The organism is Streptomyces chisholmiae (genome assembly GCF_031845445.1).
In the GTDB taxonomy this organism is placed as follows: Bacteria; Actinomycetota; Actinomycetes; order Streptomycetales; family Streptomycetaceae; genus Streptomyces; species Streptomyces chisholmiae.
On sequence record NZ_JAVREO010000016.1, the window covers coordinates 157118 to 177003 of the forward strand.

13 protein-coding genes are annotated in these 19886 nt (G+C 74.9%); 3 read left to right on the top strand and 10 right to left on the bottom strand.

Translation table 11 applies throughout. The features are described 5' to 3' along the window. Positions 1-37: 37 nt before the first annotated feature. The 6 genes from serA to RM844_RS24315 all read right to left on the bottom strand — a co-directional run bounded on the left by serA (position 38) and on the right by RM844_RS24315 (position 9634). Positions 38-1627 carry a phosphoglycerate dehydrogenase gene (gene serA / locus RM844_RS24290; protein WP_311669485.1) on the bottom strand — a complete coding sequence of 530 codons (1590 nt, stop codon included), beginning with the start codon at positions 1625-1627 and terminating at the stop codon, positions 38-40. A 213-nt stretch (positions 1628-1840) separates the two neighbouring features. Continuing rightward, complete coding sequence (gene ilvC / locus RM844_RS24295; protein ID WP_311669486.1) at positions 1841-2839, bottom strand: ketol-acid reductoisomerase; 999 nt, start codon at positions 2837-2839, stop codon at positions 1841-1843. 127 nt (positions 2840-2966) lie between these two features. Next, positions 2967-3491: an acetolactate synthase small subunit gene (ilvN, locus tag RM844_RS24300; RefSeq protein WP_311669487.1), complete on the bottom strand. Its 525-nt coding sequence runs from the start codon at positions 3489-3491 to the stop codon at positions 2967-2969. Positions 3492-3541: 50 nt separating this feature from the next. Then, positions 3542-5431 carry an acetolactate synthase large subunit gene (locus RM844_RS24305; protein WP_311669488.1) on the bottom strand — a complete coding sequence of 630 codons (1890 nt, stop codon included), beginning with the start codon at positions 5429-5431 and terminating at the stop codon, positions 3542-3544. Between the two features lie 235 nt (positions 5432-5666). Next, complete coding sequence (locus RM844_RS24310; RefSeq protein WP_311669525.1) at positions 5667-8576, bottom strand: putative bifunctional diguanylate cyclase/phosphodiesterase; 2910 nt, start codon at positions 8574-8576, stop codon at positions 5667-5669. A 107-nt stretch (positions 8577-8683) separates the two neighbouring features. Continuing rightward, complete coding sequence (locus RM844_RS24315) at positions 8684-9634, bottom strand: 2-hydroxyacid dehydrogenase (RefSeq protein ID WP_311669489.1); 951 nt, start codon at positions 9632-9634, stop codon at positions 8684-8686. Between the two features lie 181 nt (positions 9635-9815). Between RM844_RS24315 and RM844_RS24320 the strand changes: the two genes are divergently transcribed. Further along, on the top strand, positions 9816-10817 hold the full coding sequence (locus tag RM844_RS24320) for an aldo/keto reductase (protein WP_311669490.1): 1002 nt from the start codon (positions 9816-9818) through the stop codon (positions 10815-10817). A 107-nt stretch (positions 10818-10924) separates the two neighbouring features. Continuing rightward, positions 10925-12121, top strand: coding sequence for a PQQ-dependent sugar dehydrogenase (locus RM844_RS24325; protein ID WP_311669491.1), 1197 nt, complete (start codon positions 10925-10927; stop codon positions 12119-12121). A 130-nt stretch (positions 12122-12251) separates the two neighbouring features. Here RM844_RS24325 and RM844_RS24330 read toward each other — a convergent pair whose 3' ends face one another. Continuing rightward, positions 12252-15248, bottom strand: coding sequence for a helix-turn-helix transcriptional regulator (locus RM844_RS24330; protein WP_311669492.1), 2997 nt, complete (start codon positions 15246-15248; stop codon positions 12252-12254). A 42-nt stretch (positions 15249-15290) separates the two neighbouring features. After that, entirely contained in the window at positions 15291-15512 is a 222-nt protein-coding gene (locus RM844_RS24335; RefSeq protein ID WP_311669493.1) for a hypothetical protein, read from the bottom strand. A 474-nt stretch (positions 15513-15986) separates the two neighbouring features. Between RM844_RS24335 and RM844_RS24340 the strand changes: the two genes are divergently transcribed. Further along, entirely contained in the window at positions 15987-16418 is a 432-nt protein-coding gene (locus RM844_RS24340) for an RDD family protein (protein WP_311669494.1), read from the top strand. Positions 16419-16443: 25 nt separating this feature from the next. Here RM844_RS24340 and RM844_RS24345 read toward each other — a convergent pair whose 3' ends face one another. Beyond that, positions 16444-19449, bottom strand: coding sequence for a helix-turn-helix transcriptional regulator (locus RM844_RS24345; RefSeq protein WP_311669495.1), 3006 nt, complete (start codon positions 19447-19449; stop codon positions 16444-16446). A 116-nt stretch (positions 19450-19565) separates the two neighbouring features. Further along, positions 19566-19709 carry a hypothetical protein gene (locus tag RM844_RS24350; protein ID WP_311669496.1) on the bottom strand — a complete coding sequence of 48 codons (144 nt, stop codon included), beginning with the start codon at positions 19707-19709 and terminating at the stop codon, positions 19566-19568. Positions 19710-19886 lie beyond the last annotated feature (177 nt).

A 19886-nucleotide genomic window follows, 5' to 3' on the forward strand; every position in this document is an offset into this window, starting at 1 on the left:
CGCCGCCGGCCGTCGCGCGACAGCGGGCCCGAGGGCGTCAGGGCATCAGGTCGACACCGCGGGCCGAGGTGGCGCCGATCTCCTCGGCGACCTCGTTGAGCACGGCGGACGGGATGGTGCCGTCGACGGTCAGCACGATCAGCGCCTCGCCGCCCTCCTCGGCCCGGGCCACCTGCATCCCCGCGATGTTGATCTCCGCCTCGCCCAGGATGCGGCCGAGGGTGCCGACCACGCCGGGCCGGTCGGTGTAGCGGAGGAACGCCATGTGGTCGGCGACCGCGAGGTCCACGGTGTGCTCGCCGATCCCGACGATCTTCTGCTGGTGCTTCGGGCCGGCCAGGGTGCCGGAGACCGAGATCACGTCGCCGCTGGTCAGGGTGCCGCGGACGGTGATCAGGTTCCGGTGGTCGGGCGACTCGGAGCTGGTGGTCAGCCGCACCTCGACGCCGCGCTCCTGCGCGAAGAGCGGCGCGTTGACGTAGGACACGGTCTCCGCGACGACGTCTTCGAAAACGCCCTTGAGCGCGGAGAGTTCGAGCACCTTGACGTCGTGCTGGGTGATCTCGCCACGGACCTCGACGTCGAGTCGCTGGGCGACCTCGCCGGCCAGCGCCGTGAAGATCCGGCCCAGCCGCTCGGCCAGCGGCAGCCCGGGCCGCACGTCCTCGGCGATCACGCCGCCCTGGACGTTCACCGCGTCCGGCACCAGCTCGCCGGCGAGCGCCAGCCGCACCGACCTGGCCACCGAGATGCCGGCCTTCTCCTGCGCCTCACCGGTCGAGGCGCCCAGGTGCGGGGTGCCCACGACCTGGTCGAACTCGAAGAGCGGGGAGTCGGTGCAGGGCTCGCTGGCGTAGACGTCCAGGCCGGCGCCGGCCACCCGGCCCTCCTTGAGGGCGCTGTGCAGCGCGGCCTCGTCGACGATGCCACCGCGGGCCGCGTTGACGATCCGCACCGAGGGCTTGACCTTGTGCAGCGCCTCGTCGCCGATCAGCCCCAGGGTCTCCGGGGTCTTCGGCAGGTGCACGGTGATGAAGTCGGAGGTCTCCAACAGCTCGTCGAGCGTGAGGAGTTTGACGCCCAGCTGGGCGGCGCGCGCGGCCTGCACGTAGGGGTCGTAGGCGACGATCTTCATGCCGAAGGCCGCCATCCGCTGCGCCACCAGCAGGCCGATCCGGCCCAGCCCGACCACGCCGAGGGTCTTCTCGGACAGCTCGACGCCGGTGTACTTGCTGCGCTTCCACTCGCCGTTCTTCAACGCCGCGTTGGCCTGCGGGATGTTCCGCGCGGTGGCGACCAGCAGGCCGCAGGCCAGCTCCGCCGCGGTGACGATGTTGGAGGTGGGCGCGTTGACCACCATCACGCCGGCCTTGGTGGCGGCGGCCACGTCCACGTTGTCCAGGCCGACACCGGCCCGGGCGACCACCCGCAGCCGGGTCGCCGCGGCGATGGCCTCGGCGTCGACCTTGGTCGCGCTGCGGATCAGGATGGCGTCCGCCTCGGCGATGGCGCTCAGCAGTTCGGCGCGGTTCGCGCCGTCGCAGTGCCGGATCTCGAAGTCCGGCCCCAAGGCGTCAACGGTGGCGGGGGAAAGCTCTTCGGCGATGAGTACGACGGGCTTGCTCACTTGGTCTCACTGGTCCTTTGCGGAAGGCCGCGTCCCGACGGCCGTCGACGGGGTGGAGAGGTAGGCAGCCGCGTGGAGACGCACGACGCTGTGAGCCTGTGACGCGCTTGTGTCTGGCAGTGTATCGGCGCCGCGCGGGCCCGGCGGTAGCCCGCCGGACCCGCCGCTCTGACGAGCGAACTCCCGCGACTCGGACGGAGATCCGCCCGAGGCTCAGGCCTCCTCGTCCACCCAGCTCATGAGCTTGCGCAGCTCCTTGCCCGTGGTCTCGAGCAGGTGGTCGGCGTCGGCCTTCCGGTACTCGTTGTACCGCGGCAGACCGGCGTTGTACTCGGCCATCCAGTTCTTGGCGAAGGTGCCGTCCTGGATCTCGCCGAGGATGCGCTTCATCTCGGCCTTGGTGTCGGCGTTGATGAGCCGCGGGCCGGAGACGTAGTCGCCCCACTCGGCGGTCTCCGAGATCGACCAGCGCATCTTCTCCAGGCCGCCCTCGTACATGAGGTCCACGATCAGCTTCAGCTCGTGGAGGCACTCGAAGTAGGCGATCTCCGGCTGGTAACCGGCCTCGACCAGGGTCTCGAAGCCGGCCTTGACCAGCGCCGAGGTGCCACCGCAGAGCACCGCCTGCTCGCCGAAGAGGTCGGTCTCGGTCTCCTCGGTGAAGGTGGTCTTGATGACCCCGGCGCGGGTGCCGCCGATGGCCTTGGCGTAGGACAGCGCCAGCGCGAAGGCGCTGCCGGAGGCGTCCTGCTCGACCGCCGCGATACACGGCACGCCGCGGCCCTCCTCGTACTGGCGGCGGACCAGGTGGCCCGGGCCCTTGGGGGCGACCATGCAGACGTCCACCCCGGCCGGCGGCTTGATGAAGCCGAACCGGATGTTGAAGCCGTGGCCGAAGAAGAGCGCGTCGCCCTCCTTCAGGTTGTCCCGCACGGACTCCTCGTAGACCTTGCCCTGGATCGGGTCAGGGACCAGGATCATCACCACGTCGGCCTCGGCCGCGGCCTCGGCCGGGGTGACCACCCGCAGGCCCTGCTCCTCGGCCTTGGCCCTGGACTTGGAGCCCTCGTGCAGGCCGACCCGGACGTCGACGCCCGAGTCCCGCAGGGACAGCGCGTGGGCATGGCCCTGACTGCCGTAACCGAGGACCGCCACCTTGCGGCCCTGGATGATGGACAGGTCGGCGTCGTCGTCGTAGAACAGCTCGGCCACTTCGGTTCTCTCCTTGGGTTTTCGCTGGTGGTCCGCCACCTCGGGGAACCACCGTATGACATGGGCCGCCTCCGGCCGTGCGCGGCCGGAGGCGTCGCGTGGACGTAGGGACACGCCCCGCCCTGGGTCAGGCGGAACGTTCCAGGGCACGCAGCGACCGGTCCGTGATGGACCGGGAACCACGACCGATGGCGATGGCGCCGGACTGCACCAGTTCCTTGATGCCGAACGGCTCCAACATGCGCAGCATCGCCTCCAGCTTGTCGCTGCTGCCGGTGGCCTCGATGGTGACGGCCTCCGGCGCCACATCCACGGTCTTGGCGCGGAAGAGGCGGACGATCTCCACGATCTGGGACCTGGTGTCGTTGTCGGCCCTGACCTTCACCAGCACCAGCTCACGGTGGATGGCGGCGGACGGCTCGAGCTCGACGATCTTCAGGACGTTGACCAGCTTGTTGAGCTGTTTGGTCACCTGCTCCAGGGGCAGCTCCTCGACGCTGACCACGATGGTGATCCGGGACACCTCGGGGTGCTCCGTGGTGCCGACGGCGAGGGAGTCGATGTTGAAGTTCCGGCGGGAGAACAGGGCCGTGATCCGGGAGAGCACCCCGGGCTTGTTCTCCACCAGAACGGAGAGCGTGTGCTTGGACATGGCGGTTCTACCTTGTCGATGGCGGGTCGGCGGGCGGGCGCTGGCGGCGGTCAGTCGGTGGCGTCGCCGAAGTCGGGACGCACACCGCGGGCCGCCATGACCTCGTCGTTGGAGGTGCCGGCGGCCACCATCGGCCAGACCATGGCGTCCTCGTGGACGATGAAGTCCACCACCACCGGACGGTCGTTGATGGCGTTGGCCTTCTCCAGCACGGCGTCCAGCTGGTCGGCGCGCTCGCAGCGCAGGCCGACGCAGCCCATCGCCTCGGAGAGCTTGACGAAGTCGGGCACCCGGGTGCCGGTGTTGGTGGCCGAGCCCACGCCGGCCGCCGAGCCGCTGTAGTCGCCGGCCTCGCCGCCGTCCCGCAGCACGGTGTTGGAGTAGCGCTGGTTGTAGAAGAGGGTCTGCCACTGCCGGACCATGCCCAGGGCGCCGTTGTTGATGATGGCGACCTTGATCGGGATGTGGTTCAGCGCGGCGGTGACCAGCTCCTGGTTGGTCATCTGGAAGCAGCCGTCGCCGTCGATCGCCCAGACCGGGGCCTCGGGGCGGCCCGCCTTGGCGCCGAGCGCGGCCGGCACGGCGTAGCCCATGGTGCCCAGGCCGCCGGAGTTGAGCCAGGTGCCCGGCTGCTCGAAGGAGAGGTAGTGCGCGGCCCACATCTGGTGCTGGCCGACGCCGGCGGTGAAGATCGTTCCCTCGGGGGCCAGTTGACCGATCCGCTCGATCACCTGCTGGGGCGAGAGGGTGCCGTCCTCGGGCAGGTCGTAGCCGAGCGGGTAGGTCTCCCGCCAGGTGTCCAGCTGGCGCCACCAGGCGGCGTACCGCTCCCTGGCGTCCGGGCCGCTGGCCTCGGCGGGCTCGACGGCGGCCAGCAGGTCGGTCATGACCTCCTTGACGTCCCCCACGATCGGGACGTCGGCCAGCCGGTTCTTGCCGATCTCGGCCGGGTCGATGTCGGCGTGCACGATCTTGGCGTGCGGGGCGAAGGAGTCGAGCCGGCCGGTGACCCGGTCGTCGAAGCGGGCGCCCAGGGCGACGATCAGGTCGGACTTCTGGAGGGCGGTGACGGCGGCCACCGCGCCGTGCATGCCGGGCATCCCCAGGTGCTGGGGGTGGCTGTCGGGGAAGGCACCGAGGGCCATCAGGGTGGTGGTGACCGGGACGCCGGTGCGCTCGGCCAGGGCCCGCAGCTCGGCGGCGGCCCCCGCCTTGATCACCCCGCCGCCGGCGTAGAAGACCGGACGCCTGGCCTCGGCGATCAGCCGGGCGGCCTCCTTGATCTGCTTGGCGTGCGGACGGCTCACCGGGCGGTAGCCGGGCAGCTCGGTGGTGGGCGGCCAGCTGAAGGTGGTCTGCCGCTGGAGGGCGTCCTTGGTGATGTCCACCAGGACCGGGCCGGGCCGGCCGGTGGCGGCGATGTGGAACGCCTCGGCGATGGTGCGGGGGATGTCGGCCGGGTCGGTGACCAGGAAGTTGTGCTTGGTGACCGGCAGCGTGATGCCGCAGATGTCGGCTTCCTGGAAGGCGTCGGAGCCGATGGTCGCCGAGGAGACCTGGCCGGTGATGGCGACCAGCGGCACCGAGTCCATGTGGGCGTCGGCGATGGGGGTGACGAGGTTGGTGGCGCCGGGGCCCGAGGTCGCCATGCAGACGCCGACCTTGCCCGTGGCCTGGGCGTACCCGGTGGCGGCGTGGCCGGCGCCCTGCTCGTGGCGGACCAGGATGTGCCGCACCGCGGTGGAGTCCATCAGCGGGTCGTAGGCGGGGAGGATCGCGCCGCCGGGAATGCCGAACACCGTGTCGGCGCCGACCGCCTCAAGGGAGCGGATGAGCGACTGCGCGCCGGTGACCTGCGCGACAGTGGGGGTGGGCTGGGGTGCTCCGCCTCGGGGGGCCCGTGGTTGCGGCTTCGGTGCCCCGGTGGCCTGCTCGGTCATCACGTTCTCTTTCGGGGGATGCGGATGCTGACACCGCGTGGGACGCGGGCGGTTGTCGGGTGGGGGGAGGGCTGGGGGTCTTCGTGCAACAAAAAACCCCCCGTGCCGTCAGGCATGCGAGGGGAAGCGCGTCGCTGGGGGCCGCAGGGGGTGCCTGGGGTCAGCCGACGCGCCGCGAAAGTACGAGAATTCCGGTGTGCATGGCACAGACATTGCTCTCCTCCGCCACTGCCTGTCAAGCGCGCGGGATAGAAGTCTCAGTATGTGGGCGACCCGGCTGGATGGTCTCCGGGGGGCCGAGCCGGGCCTTCTGTGGCCCGGCGGAGGCCGTCCGACCTCGGGGAATGGCGGGCGCCACGGCGGCCGGCTGGGCGGGCAGGGCGAGCCGGCCCTGCTCCAGCAGGCGGCGCAGGGCGGGCGCCTCCAGGGGCGGGCTGAAGGCCAGCCCCTGCGCCCAGCGGCAGCCGAGCGCGCGGAGCGCGGCCGCCTGCTCCGGCACGTCCACCCCGTCGGCGAGGGTGTCCACGCCGAGATCGTCGGCGATCCGCAGCAGGCCGGCGACGATCTTGCTCAGCACCGGGGAGTCCCCCACGCCGGCCACCAGCTCGCCGTCCAGCCGGACCAGGTCGACCGGGAGCCGGTGCAGGGCGGCGATGGCCGTGCCCGGGCCGCCGAAGCCGCCCAGCGCGACGCCCACGCCCAGCCGGCTCAGCTCCGTCAGCCGGTGCCGCAGCTCCTCGGAGGCGAGCACCGGATCGGCCGCCGGCAGCTCGATCAGCAGGGCGCCGGGCGGCAGCTGGTGCTCCTGGAAGCGGGCCTCCAGGGCGCGGGCGGCCAGCGCCCGGTCGGCCAGCCGGCCGCCGGGGACCCGGAGGGTGACCGGCGGGGTGTGGCCGGCGCGGTGCCGGCGGGCGGCGGCGGCGATGGCCTGCTCGACCAGCCAGCCGGTGAGGTCGGCGGCCGAGTCGGGCGGGCCGTCGCCGGCGGGCGGTGGGGGGAACTCCCAGTGCCCGTCGCGCAGGAACTCCAGCGGGGTGGAGAGCGGGCCGTGCGAGGAGCGCCAGCGGGCCTGGGCGCAGACCGCCACCACCCGGCCGTCGGAGAGCTGGACGACCGGCTGGTGCAACAGGGCGAACTCGCCGGCGTGCAGGGCGCGGCGCAGCCGGGCGGCCAGCTCGGTACGGCGCACCGCCTCGGCCTGGAGCTGCGGGGCGTACAGCTCGACCCGGGCCTTGCCGGCCTGCTTGGCCCGGTACATCGCCAGGTCGGCGTTGCGCATCAGGGCGGCCGGCGTGGCGCCCGGCTCGGCGAAGGCGACGCCGATGCTGGCGGCGACCCGCAGCTCCCGGCCGTCCACCAGGTAGGGGCGGGAGAGGGCGACCCGGACCCGCTCCGCGATCTCCAGGATGCGGTACTCGCGGGGCTGGTGCCCCAGCCCGCCGTCGCCGGTGATCAGCGCGGCGAACTCGTCCCCGCCGAGGCGGGCCGTGGTGTCGTCGGCGCGGACCGCGTCGCGCAGCCGGCGGGCGGCCTGCACCAGCAGCTCGTCCCCGGCCTGGTGGCCGGCGGAGTCGTTGACCGCCTTGAAGCCGTCGAGGTCGATGAAGAACACCGCGGCCCGCGGGTCGGCGCCGCGGCCGGCGCCGAGCGCCTGCCGGACCCGCTCGGTGAACAGCGCCCGGTTGGGCAGGTCGGTCAGCGCGTCGTGGGAGGCGCTGTGCTGCAACTGGGCCTGCAGCCTGACCCGTTCGGTGACGTCCCGGCTGTTGAAGATCAGGCCGCCCTCGTGCCGGTTGACGCTGGACTCGACGTTGAGCCAGTGGCCGTCGCCGTGCCGCACCCGGCACTCGACGCGGGTGGCCGGCTCACAGCTGGGCGGCACGGCGAGGAAGCGGCGCAGCTCGTGCAGCACCCGGCCGAGGTCCTCCGGGTGGATCAGGGTGGACAGCTCGCTGCCGATCAGCCGGCTGGGCTCCTGCCCGTAGACGCCGGTGGCGGCGGGGCTGACGTACCGGAGCTTCCCGTCGGGCGCGGCGATCATGATCACGTCGCTGGAGCCCTGGACCAGGGACCTGAAGTAGTTCTCCTTCTGGGTCAGCTCCCGGGTGAGCGAGATGTTCTCCATCAGGGTGATGCCCTGGCGGACCAGCAGCGCCAGCACCACCGCGCAGGCCAGGTAGACCACGGCGGCGTCCACCCGGCGCCCGGAGATTATCGTCACCAGCACGCTCAACACGCAGACAGCCGCCGCGAGGTAGGGCGCCAGCGCGGAGAACGAGCCGGCCAGCGGGCCGCCCGGCGCGCTCCGGCCCTCCCGGGCCGGCTGCGCCTCGGGCGCGCCGGGCGCGCGGCCGGCCGTCCAGGGGGCGGCGGCGAGCAGCAGCGAGCCGGCGAACCAGCCGGCGTCCAGCAACTGGCCCGAGCTGTACTGCTCGCGCAGCGGCGGGCTGGTGAACAGGGCGTCGCACAGGACCGTCAGGGCCAGCGCGCCGATCGCCGAGTTGATCGCCGGGCGGTGCCGGGCGCTGCGCCGGAAGTGCAGCACCACGACCATGCTGACCAGCACGATGTCCAGCAGCGGGTAGGCGAGGGCCAGGGCCGCCCGGCTGACCGACTCGGCCCGCAGCTCGGCCGTGTGGGCCAGGGCGACGCTCCAGGAGAGCGTCATCAGGGAGCCGCCGATCAGCCAGACGTCCAACCCGAGCCGGACCCAACCCGTCCGGGTGCGGGGGCGGTTGGCGAGGAGCAGCAGGCCGACGACGGCCAGCGGCGCGAAGAGCAGGAAGGCGATGTCGGCCAGCGAGATGGCGGGCACCGGACGGCGGAGCACCACCTCGTACCAGCCCCAGGTGGCGTTCCCCAGGCCGATCATGACCGAGGAGAGGCCGAACATCGTCCAGGCGCCGCGGAACTCCTCGGCTCGGCGCCGGGCGTACCACAGGCAGGAGGCCGCGGCGGCGAAGGCCGCGGCGCTCAGCCCGAAGTCGCCCATGATCCTGGCGAACCGGGGCGAGCCCCAGCCCGTCAGGGCCCCCGCCGCGTAGCAGGCGCAGACCGCGGCGAGTGCGAGTTGTGGGAGCGGGCCGCCGAACGGCGGGCCCGCCGGGACGTGACGCGATCGCCGCCGCGTCCATGGGTGGTGCATCGCCATCGCCCCCCTCTCGTTCCGGGCTCACCCCGAACCGGACGATACACCAGAACAGTCACTCAGCGACATAGATACATCACCCATAGTGATGGTTTGGGGCGAGGCTAACGCTCCGAACCACCGGTCGCCACCACGTGCCGCAGCTCCTCACCTGCGGCGAAGCGCGTCAGCTGGGCCCGCAGCAGCCGCTTGGCGCGCGGCTCGAACGCGGTGGACGGGCCGCCCACATGAGGGGTGATCAGCACTCCGGGCGCCCGCCACAGCGGGTGGTCGGGCGGCAGCGGCTCCGGGTCGGTGACGTCCAGGGCGGCCCGCAGCCGACCACCGGACACCTCGGCCAGCAGCGCCTCGGTGTCGATCACCGCGCCGCGCGCCACGTTGACCACCAACGCGCCGTCGGGCAACAGGGCCAGCTCCCGGGCACCCAGCAGCCCGCGGGTGGCGTCGGTCAACGGCGTGGCCACCAGCACCACCTCGGCTTCCGGCAACAGCCGGGGCAACTCGCTCGACGCGTGCACCGGGCCGCGCGGCGCGGTCCTGGCCCGGCCGGCCACCCGCACCACCTCGGCCACCTCGAAGGGCAGCAACCGCTCCTCGATCGCGGCGCCGATCCCCCCGTAGCCCAGGATCAGCACCCGGCGGTCGGCGAGCGAGGGGTGCATCGCCGAGGCCCACGTCCCGGTCAGCTGGTCCCGGGCCGCCCGGTCCACGCCGCGCAGCGCCGCCAGCGTGAGCGCCAGGGCCAGCTCGGCGGTGCTGGTGTTGTGCAACTCCCCCGCGTTGCAGAGCAACGCCCCGGCGGGCAGCCGGGGTACCTCGGGCAGCATGTGCTCGACCCCCGCGGTCAGCGTCTGCACCACCCGCACCCCGGTCATCTCGGCCAGCGGCCGGACGGCGACCGCCGCCCCCTTGAGATAGGGCACGGTGTAGAAGACGCAGTGCGCCGGATCGCCCGGATAGGTGTCCTCACCGCGCCAGAAGCGGTAGCGCAACGAGTCGGGCAGGGGAGCCAGTTCGGCCGCCGGGTAGGGCAGCCACACCTCGGGAGTCGTCATGCCGCCAGGCTAGCCGCGCCGCCACCGGCTGGTCGGGGCCCGTCGGCGACTGTCGGCGGCACGGGATACGTTGGGACATCACGAGGACGGCAGAGGACAGCGGGGGACGACGGGGACGGCCGGGCCGGGCGCGGAGCGGATCCGGTCGGCGCGGGCGCGGGGAAGGGCGAGGACAGGCCAGGTGCGGTACCGGACGCTGGGTGCCGGGGCGCTTGATGTGGGCGCCGTCGGGCTCGGTTGTATGCCGATGAGCTGGGGGTACTCGGCCTCCGAGCGGGGCAGGGAGACCTCGCTGCGGGCGCTGCACGCCGCGCTGGACGAGGGCTGCTCGCTGCTGGACACGGCCGACATGTACGGCCCGTTCACCAACGAGCGGCTGCTGGCCCGGGTGTTGCGGGAGCGGCGCGGCGACGCCCGGGTGGCCACCAAGTGCGGGCTGCTGGTGGGCGAGGGGCATCTGGTGGCCAACGGCAGCCCGGCCTACGTCCGGCGCGCCTGTGACGCCTCGCTGCGCCGGCTGGGCACGGACGTGATCGACCTCTACCAGCTGCACCGGGCGGACCCGGAGGTGCCGGTGGAGGAGACCTGGGGCGCCATGGCCGAGCTGGTCCGCGCGGGCAAGGTGCGGGCCCTTGGCTGGTGCGCGCTGGAGCCGCGGGACGGGCGGCGCGACCGGGGGGCGGTGGGGGCGCACCGGCGGACCCTGGAGTCGCTCTCCCGGGTGCAGCAGGTGTTCCCGGTGGCCGCGGTGCAGGCCGAGTTCTCGGTCTGGGCGGCGGAGGCCGGTGCCGAGCTGCTGCCCTGGTGCGAGGCCCGGGGCATCGGACTGCTGGCCGCGATGCCGCTGGGCAGCGGCTTCCTGACCGGCACGCTCGTGCCGGGCGGCGGCTTCGAGCCGGACGACCTGCGGGCCCGGCATCCCCGGTTCACCGCCGAGATGATGGCCGCCAACCAGCCGGTGGTGGCCGGCCTGCGCCGGGTCGCGGCCCGGCACCCGGGGGCCACTCCGGGGCAGGTGGCGCTCGCCTGGGTGCTGGCGCAGGGCCGGCACGTGGTGCCGCTGCCCGGCACCAAGCGGGAGCGCTGGGCCAGGGAGAACGCGGCGGCGGCCGAGTTGGACCTGACGGAGCGGGATCTGGCGGAGATCGCGCGGCTGCCCGCCGCCCGGGGTTCCTGGGGCTGACGGGCGGGCCGTCGGGGCCCGGATCCGAGCGGGGTGGCGCCGGCCGCGCGCGGGCGCGCGATGTGGTGTGCTGGAGGGAGCCGTGCCCCCACCTCACGGAGGTCCCGATGCGTGTCCGACCGATCGCCGGCTCCCTGCTCACCCTGGCCTTCGCCGCGCCGCTGCTGGCCGGCTGCTCGGCGGCGGACGACACCTCCCCCGAGCCCGCCGAGGAGTCGGCGGCCGCACCCGGGGGCGAGGGCGAGCGGGAGGCGGCCGACGAGGTGGAGCCCGAGGACTCGCCGGCGCCGGCCGCCGGCGAGGTGGAGGTCGTCGAGACGCTGACCGAGGGACTGGACTCGCCCTGGGGCCTCGCCCAACTGCCGGACGGCGAGGTCCTGGTGGGCTCCCGGGACGCTGGCACCCTCACGGTGATTCCCACCTCGGGCGCCGAGGCCGGTGAGCGCACCGAGCTGGGCGCGGTGCCGGGGGTCAGCGCCAACGGCGAGGGCGGGCTGCTCGGACTGGCCGTGGACCCCGAGTTCGAGACCAACGGCCGGGTGTACGCCTACGCCACCACGGCCTCGGACAACCGGATCATCCCGCTGGAACTGGACCCGGCGGCGCCGGAGGGGCAGCGACTCACCGCCGGCGACCCACTGCTCGACGGCATCCCGCGCGGCCAGGTGATCCACAACGGCGGCGGCCTGGCCTTCGGCCCGGACGGCATGCTCTACGCCACCACCGGGGACGCGGCCGAGCCCGCGCTCGCCCAGGACGCCGACTCGCTGGCCGGCAAGATCCTCCGGATCGACCCGGCGACCGGGCAGGCCCCCGAGGACAACCCCGACCCGGACTCGCTGGTGTACTCCTCGGGCCACCGGAACGTGCAGGGGCTGGCCTGGGACGCCGAGGACCGGCTGTGGGCCGCCGAGTTCGGCGACGACAGCTGGGACGAGCTGAACCTGATCGAGCCGGGCGGCAACTACGGCTGGCCGGAGCACGAGGGCGAGGGCGGCGCGGACGACGGGTTCCGCGACCCGGTGGCCGTCTGGCCGCCGTCCGAGGCCTCACCCAGCGGGCTGGCCTACAGCCAGGGCTCGCTCTGGCTGGCCACGCTGCGCGGGGAACGGCTCTGGCGCGCGCCGCTGGACGGCACCGAGCTGGTGGCCGAGCCCGAGGCCTTCCTGACCGGCGACTACGGGCGGCTGCGCGGGGCGCTGGCGGTGGGCGAGGACGAGCTGCTCGTCGTCAGCAACGAGACGGACGGCCGCGGCACCCCGGAGGCCGGCGACGACCGGCTCCTCCGGCTCCGCGTCCGCTGAGGCCGGACGCCGGGGCCAGGGCCGGGCCGGGACCCGGCCGATCTCGAAGCCGCAGCCGGGGCCGGGACCTGGACCGATCTCGAAGCCGGAGCCGGGGACCGGGCGGCCGCGCCGTGCCGGCCGGCCCCGGTCAGCTGGCCCGCTGCGACGCGCCGACCAGCCCCAGACGGTGCGCCAGCGCAGCCGCCTCACCTCGGCTGGCCACCTCCAACTTGGCCAGGATGTTGGAGACATGGACGCTGACCGTCTTGGGCGAGATGAACAGCTCCTCGGCGATGCGGCGGTTGCTCCGGCCGGCCGCCACCAGGGCCAGCACGTCCCGCTCCCGCGGCGTCAGCGCCGGGCCGCCCGGCCCCGCGGGCGCCGCCGACTCGCCCAGCGGCAGCCGCCCCCGGGCGGCCAGCCGCGCCCCCTCGGCCACCAGCGGGGCCGCGCCCAAGCCGACGGCCAGGCCGTGCGCCTCGGCGAGCGCCGCGGCGGCCCGCTCCCGCTCCCCCTCGGCCAGCAGCGCCTCGGCCCAGCGCGTCCGGCTCCACCCCTCCTCGTAGGGGCGCGAAAGCGCCGCGAAGGCGTCCACCACCGCCGCCCAGTCGGCGGCCGTGGACCGGCCCTCGGCCCGGCGCAGCTCGGCCTCGACCAGCAGGCCGTACCCGATCCACACCGGATAGTGCCGCGCCAGGGAGTCCGCGTACCGCCGGACCAGCGCGACGGCCGCGGCGCGGCCGGGCTCGGCGGCCGGCACGCCCACCGACTCGGACTCGGCGCGCGCCGCCTGCCACACCAACGGCCAGGTGTAACAGCCGGTGCCGGTGGGGCGGTTGATCCGCACCACCTCGGCGAACAGGGCCCGCGCGTCCAGGACGCGGCCCTCGGCCGCGGCCAGCACCACCCGGTGCTCGACCGCCGGGTGGGCCGTCTGGGCGGCGGCGCCCTCCTGCTCCTCGTGGCCCCGCTGGAGCGCCAACTGACGTGCGGCCTCGGCGAACTGACCGCGCGCCACGGCCAGCCGGGCCCGCCGCTGGGCGATCAGCCCCCTGGACACCGGGGTCTGCGCGATGCGCGACGCCTCGGCACAGGCCGACTCGACCTCCGCCCAACGCCCCAGCGAGAAGAGCGAGTCCGCGCGGTTCCCCAGGATCCAGGCGCGGGTGTCGGCGACGCCGTAGCGGTGCGCCAGGGCCAGCGCCTCGTCCGCCACCGCCAGCGCCGCCTCGGAGCGGCCGATCCCCTCAAGCTGCGACTGGAGGTTGACGTGGCTGCGGGTGAAGACGGCCACCCGCTCCTCCCGCACCACCCGGTCGGCCACCTCCCGCATCTCGGCCAGCCCGCGCTCGGCCTCCCCCACGTCGACCAGCAGACCGCCCCGGCTGATCAGGGCGTTCAGCAGGGCGTCCGGGCCACCCACGGTGCGCGCCAGCCGCACCGCGCGCTCGGCCGTGGCCAGGCTGCCGGGCCCGGGCGCGAAGATCACCCGCCAGCCGGCCGCCTCGGTCAGCACCAGCGCGTGCACCGGGGAGTCGGGGAAGCCCTCCAGCTGCTCCTCGGCGCGGGCCAGCTCGGGCCAGCCGTCACCGCGCCCCAACTGGCGCAGCAGCCGGGAAAGCTGGGTCCAGAACCAGGCGGCCCGCAGCGGATGCCTCTCGCCCTCCAGCAGACGCAGCGCCCGCCTGGCCACCGAGACCCCGCGCTCCTGCTCACCGGCGAGCCGGGCGGCCAACGTCATCTCGGCCAGCAGGTCCAGGAAGCCCAGCAGTTCGTCCGGACACGCGCAGATCGGGTAGGACTCCGTCTGGGCGCCGACCCGCAGCCGCCGCCGCTCCTCGGCCGGCACGTCGTCCCACAGCGCGGCGGCGCGCTCCAGCAGCTGCAACTGCTCGGCGTAGGCGTGCCGGCAACGGGCCTCGCCGGCCGCGTCGAGCACCGCCGGCAGCGCCCTGCTCGGCTCGTGCGCGTGGTACCAGTAGCTGGCCAGCCGGGTGGCCCGCTGGTCGGCCGGCACCAGCTCGGGCGCGGCCTGGAGCGCCTCGGCGTACCGCCGGCTGAGCCGGGACCGCTCGCCGGGCAGCAGGTCGTCGTCCACCGCCTCCCGGGTGAGGGCGTGCCGGAAGCGGTACGTGTCGTCCTCGCCGACCCGCAGCACGCCGGCCTCGACCGCGGCCCGCAGCGCCTCGAACTGCTCCTCCTCGGAGAGCCCGACCACGGCGCGGAGCAGGCCGAACTCCACCCGGGAGCCGCCCTGGGCGACGACCCTGACCACCCGCTGCGCCGTCTCCGGGAGCGCCTCGACGCGCAACAGCAGGAGATCGCGCACGGACTCGCTGAGCGTCCCCTGGCCGCCGTCGCCGGTGATGCTGGCCAGCTCCTCGACGAAGAAGGCGTTGCCGTCCGAGCGGCGGTAGACCTGCGCCAGCCGCTCATCGGACGGGGTCTGCCCCAGGATGCCGGTGAGCTGCGCGCACACCTCGTCCCTGGTGAGGCGGGGCAGCTCGATCCGGACCACGGTACGCAGCCGGTCCAGCTCGGCGAGGAACGGGCGCAGCGGATGCCGGCGGTGGATGTCGTCGGAGCGGTAGGTCGTCACCATCAGGAGCCGGCAGTCGCGCACCACCCGCAGGACGTAGCCCAGCAGCTCCCTGGTGGAGCGGTCCGACCAGTGCAGATCCTCGATGACCAGCACCAGCGTGCGCTCCTGGGCGAGCCGCTCCAGCAGCCGGGCCGTCAACTCGAAGAGCCGGCCGCGCATCTCCTCGTCCCGCGCCGAGCGCTCGCGGGCGTCCGGCGCGCCCAACTCGGGGAGCAGCCGGGACAGCTCACCCTCGAAGCCGGCCGCGGCCGCCGTCAGCTCCTGCCCCAGCTCCCGGTGCAGCACCCGCAACAGGCCGGAGACCGGCGCGAACGGCAGCCCGTCGGCGCCGACCTCCACACAGGCCCCGACGGCGGTCAGCGCGCCGCCGGCAGCCGCCGTCAGCAGGAACTCCTCCACCAGCCGGGTCTTGCCGACGCCGGCCTCACCGCCGACGAGCACCGCCTGCGGGGCACCGCCGGCCGCGAGCCCCAACGCCTCAGCGAGGGCGGCACGCGGCGCGACCCGGCCGACGAAGACGGGGCTGACGGTTCTCGTGCGCATGTCCCGAAGGATGGCACACGGCTCTGACAGCGCCACCGAGAATCACGCCCCGGCCCCGCGGCCCGGCAGCCGTAGCCGCCAGGCCAGGCCGGATCTCCCGGCGGCTGGGGCCCGCTCGCCGCGCGCCGAGCGGGCGCCAGCCGCGGCCTCTTCGGCGCGGCGGGCCCGGGCGGCGGCGACCGCGCGGCGGACCAGCCGCTCCCGCTCGGCCTCCCGCAACAGGGTCGCGCGGCGCTCTCGAATGGCCAGCATCTCCTGGTACATCGGGACTCCCTCGGTCCGCCGACCGCTCGGGCCGGCCGCCGAAGCCCGGTGCTTCGGCGATGACTCCACGGTCGTCTGCCAGGAGGCCCGGCCACATCGGAAGGTCTCCGCAGTTTTTCGGGCCCCGGGGTCCTTAGGCCGTCCCGTCCGGCTCTCTAAGGCCCGACCGGGAGGCCCCGGCGCGGCACCGGCCCGCGGCAGCGGCCGGCCGGCCGGGCAGGCAGGCTCCCGCAGGGTGCGCGGCATCGGGGCACGCTCACGGCCTGTCGACGGCGCGCGGGCGCCCCCACGTCCCGCGGCTCGGCGGGTGCCGGGGGGCCTCGCCGGGACGGCTGTCGACCGAGTCCGGGCCGACCCCGCAGGGCGCCCCACCGGTTCGGCCGCTGTGGTCATTCCGTGACGGGGCGATCATCGGGCAGTCGCCGGCGGTCCCGTAGATTCCCGACAACGAGCCGCGTAGCAGGGGGACTTAGCATGACTGTGCCGCAGGCAGCCGACGATGATCGAGTGCTCCTGGCGACGACCACCGATGTGGCGCTCGCGTGGGGGGCCGGGTTCGCCAGCGGGGCGGCGCTCGCGCCGGACGGGCTCGGTCTCCCCCTGGGATACCTGGCGGCGTTCTTCGGCGCGGGGCTGGCCGCCTCCTTCGTCAACCACGTGCTCGGCATGTGGCTGCTGCGCGCCAGCCTCGGCAAGCTGCTGTTCGGCCTGCGGGTGGTCCGGGTGCTCGACGGTCGGCGCCCGGGGTTCTGGCGGTCGGCGCGTCGATGGCTCACCGGCCTCTTCTTCCTCGCGCTGATGGTGCTGACCGAGGAGGGCGACGGCGTCGCCGAGGCCGCCGGCCTGCGCACGGTGCGCTGGCGCGACCTGCGCGGGTACGGACCGGACGGCCACTACCGGGTCTGACGAACCCCCGCCCCGCCCCCACCGGCTAGCGGGGACCCGACGGGAGCAGGCGCAGCCGGTGGGCGACCGCGGCGGCCTCGCCGCGGCTGCGCACCGCCAGCTTGGCCAGGATGTTGGAGACATGGACGCTCGCCGTCTTGGGCGAGATGAACAGCTCCTCGGCGATCTGGCGGTTGCTCCGGCCGGCCGCGACCAGCCCCAGCACCTCACGCTCCCGGGAGGTCAGGCCGAACGGCTCGGCGGGCGACGGCTGCTGGGCCGGCGCCGCGCCGGAACCGAGGGCGGGCTGGGCCGCGAGATCCAGCCGGGCGCGCTGGGCCAGCCGCGCCATCCGCTCCCGGAGCGGCCCGGCGCCCAGCCGCTCGGCCAGCTCGCCGGCGCGGCGCAGCCGCTCGGCGGCCAGCGCCCGGCCGTCCGGCGCGCCGGCGGCGAGCAGCGCCTCCGCCCAGCCGTAGTACGCCTCGGCCAGGTGGTAGGGCAGGAGCAGCGGCTCCAGGGCGGCCACCGCCGCCGCCCACTGGTCCGGGGTGTCCCGGCCCTCGGCCCGGGCCAGCTGGGCGTCGACCGCGGCGCCCAACGCCTCCCGGGCCGGGACGTTGCGCGGCAGCCGGTGCGCCAGGGCCCTGATCTCGGCGACCGCCGCCACCCGCCCCTCGGCCGCCTCCGGCAGCCCGCGGGCCTCCGCCTCGGCGGTGGCGGCGGCGAAGGCCAACGCCCAGGCCAGCAACGAGGAGCCCAGCAGCGAGCCGAAGCGCGCCGCGCCCGGCAGGACCTCCCGTGCCGCCAGCGGCCGCCCCTCGGCGAGGGCCAGGTCCACCCGCAACCGGGCCAGGTCCCAGTGCAGCATGGCGCCCAACTCGGCCGAGTCGACCTGCTCGGCGGCCCGCTCGGCGGCCGCCCGCGCCGCCGGCAGGTCGCCCCGGTAGGCGGCGAGCTGGCCGGCGGCCACCGCGCAGAACTGCCGGTTGTAGGCGTGCGTCGCCAGCCGGGCGGAGTCCTCGATCGCCGTCGCGGCCTCCGGCCAGCGCCCCATCACGGTCAGGGCGACCGCCTGGTTGGCCCGCAGCCAGCCCTGGGCCTCCACCAGGCCGTGCCGCTCCGCCAGCCGCAGGCTCTCCTCGATGTGCGCCAGGCCGCGCGCCAACTCCCCGGAATCCATCAGCACCGCGCCGAGGTTGATCAGACAGCGCCCCAGCAGACTGACCTCGCCACGCCGCAGCACGGCCGCCAGCACCGCCTCCATCTCCTCGACGGCCCCCGCGCCGTCCCCCGCGTCGGCCTGGAGGGTGGCCAGCGTGAAGCGGGCGTACGACTCGGTGCCGGTGGCGCCGACCGCGCGGGCCAGCGAGACCGCCTGCTCGGCTATCTCCAGGACCTCCGGGTCCGGCCCTCGCCTGGCCCGGACCGCGGCCTCCAGGGCCAGCACCCGGGCGTGCACCTCGGACGGTGGCAGGCCGCGCACCAGCTCCTTGGCGCGGCTCAGCTCGGCCGAGCCGTCCCCACTTATCAGGCGCTCCGCCAGGCTGGCCCGCTGCGTCCAGAACCAGGCCGCGTGCAGCGGGAGCCGGACGACGTCCAGGCCACGCAGCGCGCGCCGGCAGAGCGCCGCGGCCCGCTCCTCGAAACCGGCGAGCGAGGCGGCGCCGACCGCCTCGGCCATCAGGTCCGCCCAGCTCACCGGCTGGGCCGGCGCCGGCACCGGATAGCCCCAGATCGGCTGGACCGGGCGCAGCCCGACGCGCTCCTCGGGCCGCACCGCGTCCCACAGCTCCAACGCGCGCTCCAGCAGGCGCAGCTGCTCGGCGTAGGCGAACCTGCGGCTGGCCGCGGCGGCGGCCGCGAGCACCGCCGGCAGCGCCCTGGCGCGGTCCCCCGCGTGGTACCAGTGGCTGGCGAGGCGGGTGGGCAGCTCCTCGGCGGCGACCGAATCCGGGGCGGCCTGGAGGATCTCGGCGTACCTGCGGTTGAGCCGGGCGCGCTCGCCCGGCAGCAGGTCGTCGGTGACCGCCTCGCGGGTCAGCGCGTGTCGGAAGCGGTAGCCGTCGCCCTCGTCGGTGGCCACCAGCAGCCGGGCGCCGACCGCGGCCCGCAGGGCGGCCAGCAGCTCGGGCTCGGGCAGCGCGGCGACCCGGGCGAGCAGCCCGTGCTCCACGGACGCGCCGCCCTCGGCCACGATCCGTAGCACGTCCTGCACCTGCTCGGGCAGCGCCTCGACGCGGACGAGCAGCAGGTCGCGCAGGCTCTCCGTCAGCTCGCCGCCGCGCGGGCCGCCGGCCGTCAACTCCTCGACGAAGAACGGGTTCCCCTCGGTGCGCTCGTAGACGGAGCGGGCCAGCCGCCGCTCGGGCGGGGCCCCCAGGATGCCCGCCATCTGTGCCGCGGTCTGCTCCCGGCTGAGCCGACCCAGCTCGATCCGGACCACGGTGCGCAGCCGGTCCAGCTCGGCGAGGAAGGGCCGCAGCGGGTGCCGGCGGTGGATGTCGTCCGTGCGGTAGCTGGCCAGCACCACCACCCGGGCCGCGTGCACCGAGCGCAGGTAGTAGGCCAGCAGCTCCCGGGTGGACCGGTCGGCCCAGTGCAGGTCCTCGAAGACCAGGACCAGGGTGCGCTCCTGGGCGAGCCGCTCGATCAGCCGGGTGGTCAGCTCGAAGAGCCGCGCCCGGTCCAGCGCGTCCCCGTCCACCGGCGGGGCACCGCCGGGCTCGCCCAGCTCGGGCAGCAGCCGGGCCAGCTCGCCCGGGCCGTGCGCCGCCTCGACCAGCTCCGCGCCCAACTGCCGGTGCAGCGAACGCAGCAGCGTGGCCAGCGCGGCGAACGGCAGCCCGTCGGCGCCCAGCTCGACGCTGGCCCCGACCGCCGCGACGGCACCCGCGGCGCGCGCCGCGGCCAGGAACTCCTCCAGCAGCCGGGTCTTGCCGACCCCGGCCTCACCGCCGAGGACCACCGCCTGCGGCGTCCCGCCCTCGGCCGCGCGCAGGGCCGCGGCCAGCGCCGCCAACTCGCCCTGCCGCCCCACCAACACGGGGCTCACGTTGCGTGATTCCACAGGGTCGAGGATGACACGCGGCAGTGACAACACGACATGCCCTTCGCTGTCAGCCGACCCGGCACCCTGGTCGGGGCCGGACGGCGACGGGCGGCACGCGATCACCCGGCCGGCTTCGGCTCGTTGACGCGCGGGACGGCGCGCCGCCGGCGGGGCAGGCGGGCGCGGCGCCGCTCACGCCGGTAGGCACTGGCTGCGCTCTCCAGCTCCGCTGACCGCTGACGGTGCAGCTCGTACTCCAACATGGTGGGCTCCCCTCGGACGCACAAGTGGATGGTCGACGGAGGAGGCCGGCCGCCACTCTCCGTCGTCCACCACGATCCGCGCCCAGGTACCCGCCCCACATCGGGCGTTCGCCAGGTTCGCCCTCGGTCCGGCGCCCGAGTACCGCGAAGGCCCCCGGCGTCGCTCGACGTCGGGGG

What these genes read in the sequence shown, in the direction of transcription:
- RM844_RS24315 (WP_311669489.1), bottom strand. Translation starts at nt 9,634, where the DNA reads ATGACGACTCCCGAGGTGTGGCTGCCCTACCCGGCGGCCGAACTGGCT.
- RM844_RS24305 (WP_311669488.1), bottom strand. Translation starts at nt 5,431, where the DNA reads ATGACCGAGCAGGCCACCGGGGCACCGAAGCCGCAACCACGGGCCCCC.
- RM844_RS24350 (WP_311669496.1), bottom strand. Translation starts at nt 19,709, where the DNA reads ATGTTGGAGTACGAGCTGCACCGTCAGCGGTCAGCGGAGCTGGAGAGC.
- RM844_RS24335 (WP_311669493.1), bottom strand. Translation starts at nt 15,512, where the DNA reads ATGTACCAGGAGATGCTGGCCATTCGAGAGCGCCGCGCGACCCTGTTG.
- ilvN (WP_311669487.1), bottom strand. Translation starts at nt 3,491, where the DNA reads ATGTCCAAGCACACGCTCTCCGTTCTGGTGGAGAACAAGCCCGGGGTG.
- RM844_RS24340 (WP_311669494.1), top strand. Translation starts at nt 15,987, where the DNA reads ATGACTGTGCCGCAGGCAGCCGACGATGATCGAGTGCTCCTGGCGACG.
- RM844_RS24330 (WP_311669492.1), bottom strand. Translation starts at nt 15,248, where the DNA reads ATGCGCACGAGAACCGTCAGCCCCGTCTTCGTCGGCCGGGTCGCGCCG.
- RM844_RS24325 (WP_311669491.1), top strand. Translation starts at nt 10,925, where the DNA reads ATGCGTGTCCGACCGATCGCCGGCTCCCTGCTCACCCTGGCCTTCGCC.
- RM844_RS24310 (WP_311669525.1), bottom strand. Translation starts at nt 8,576, where the DNA reads ATGCACCACCCATGGACGCGGCGGCGATCGCGTCACGTCCCGGCGGGC.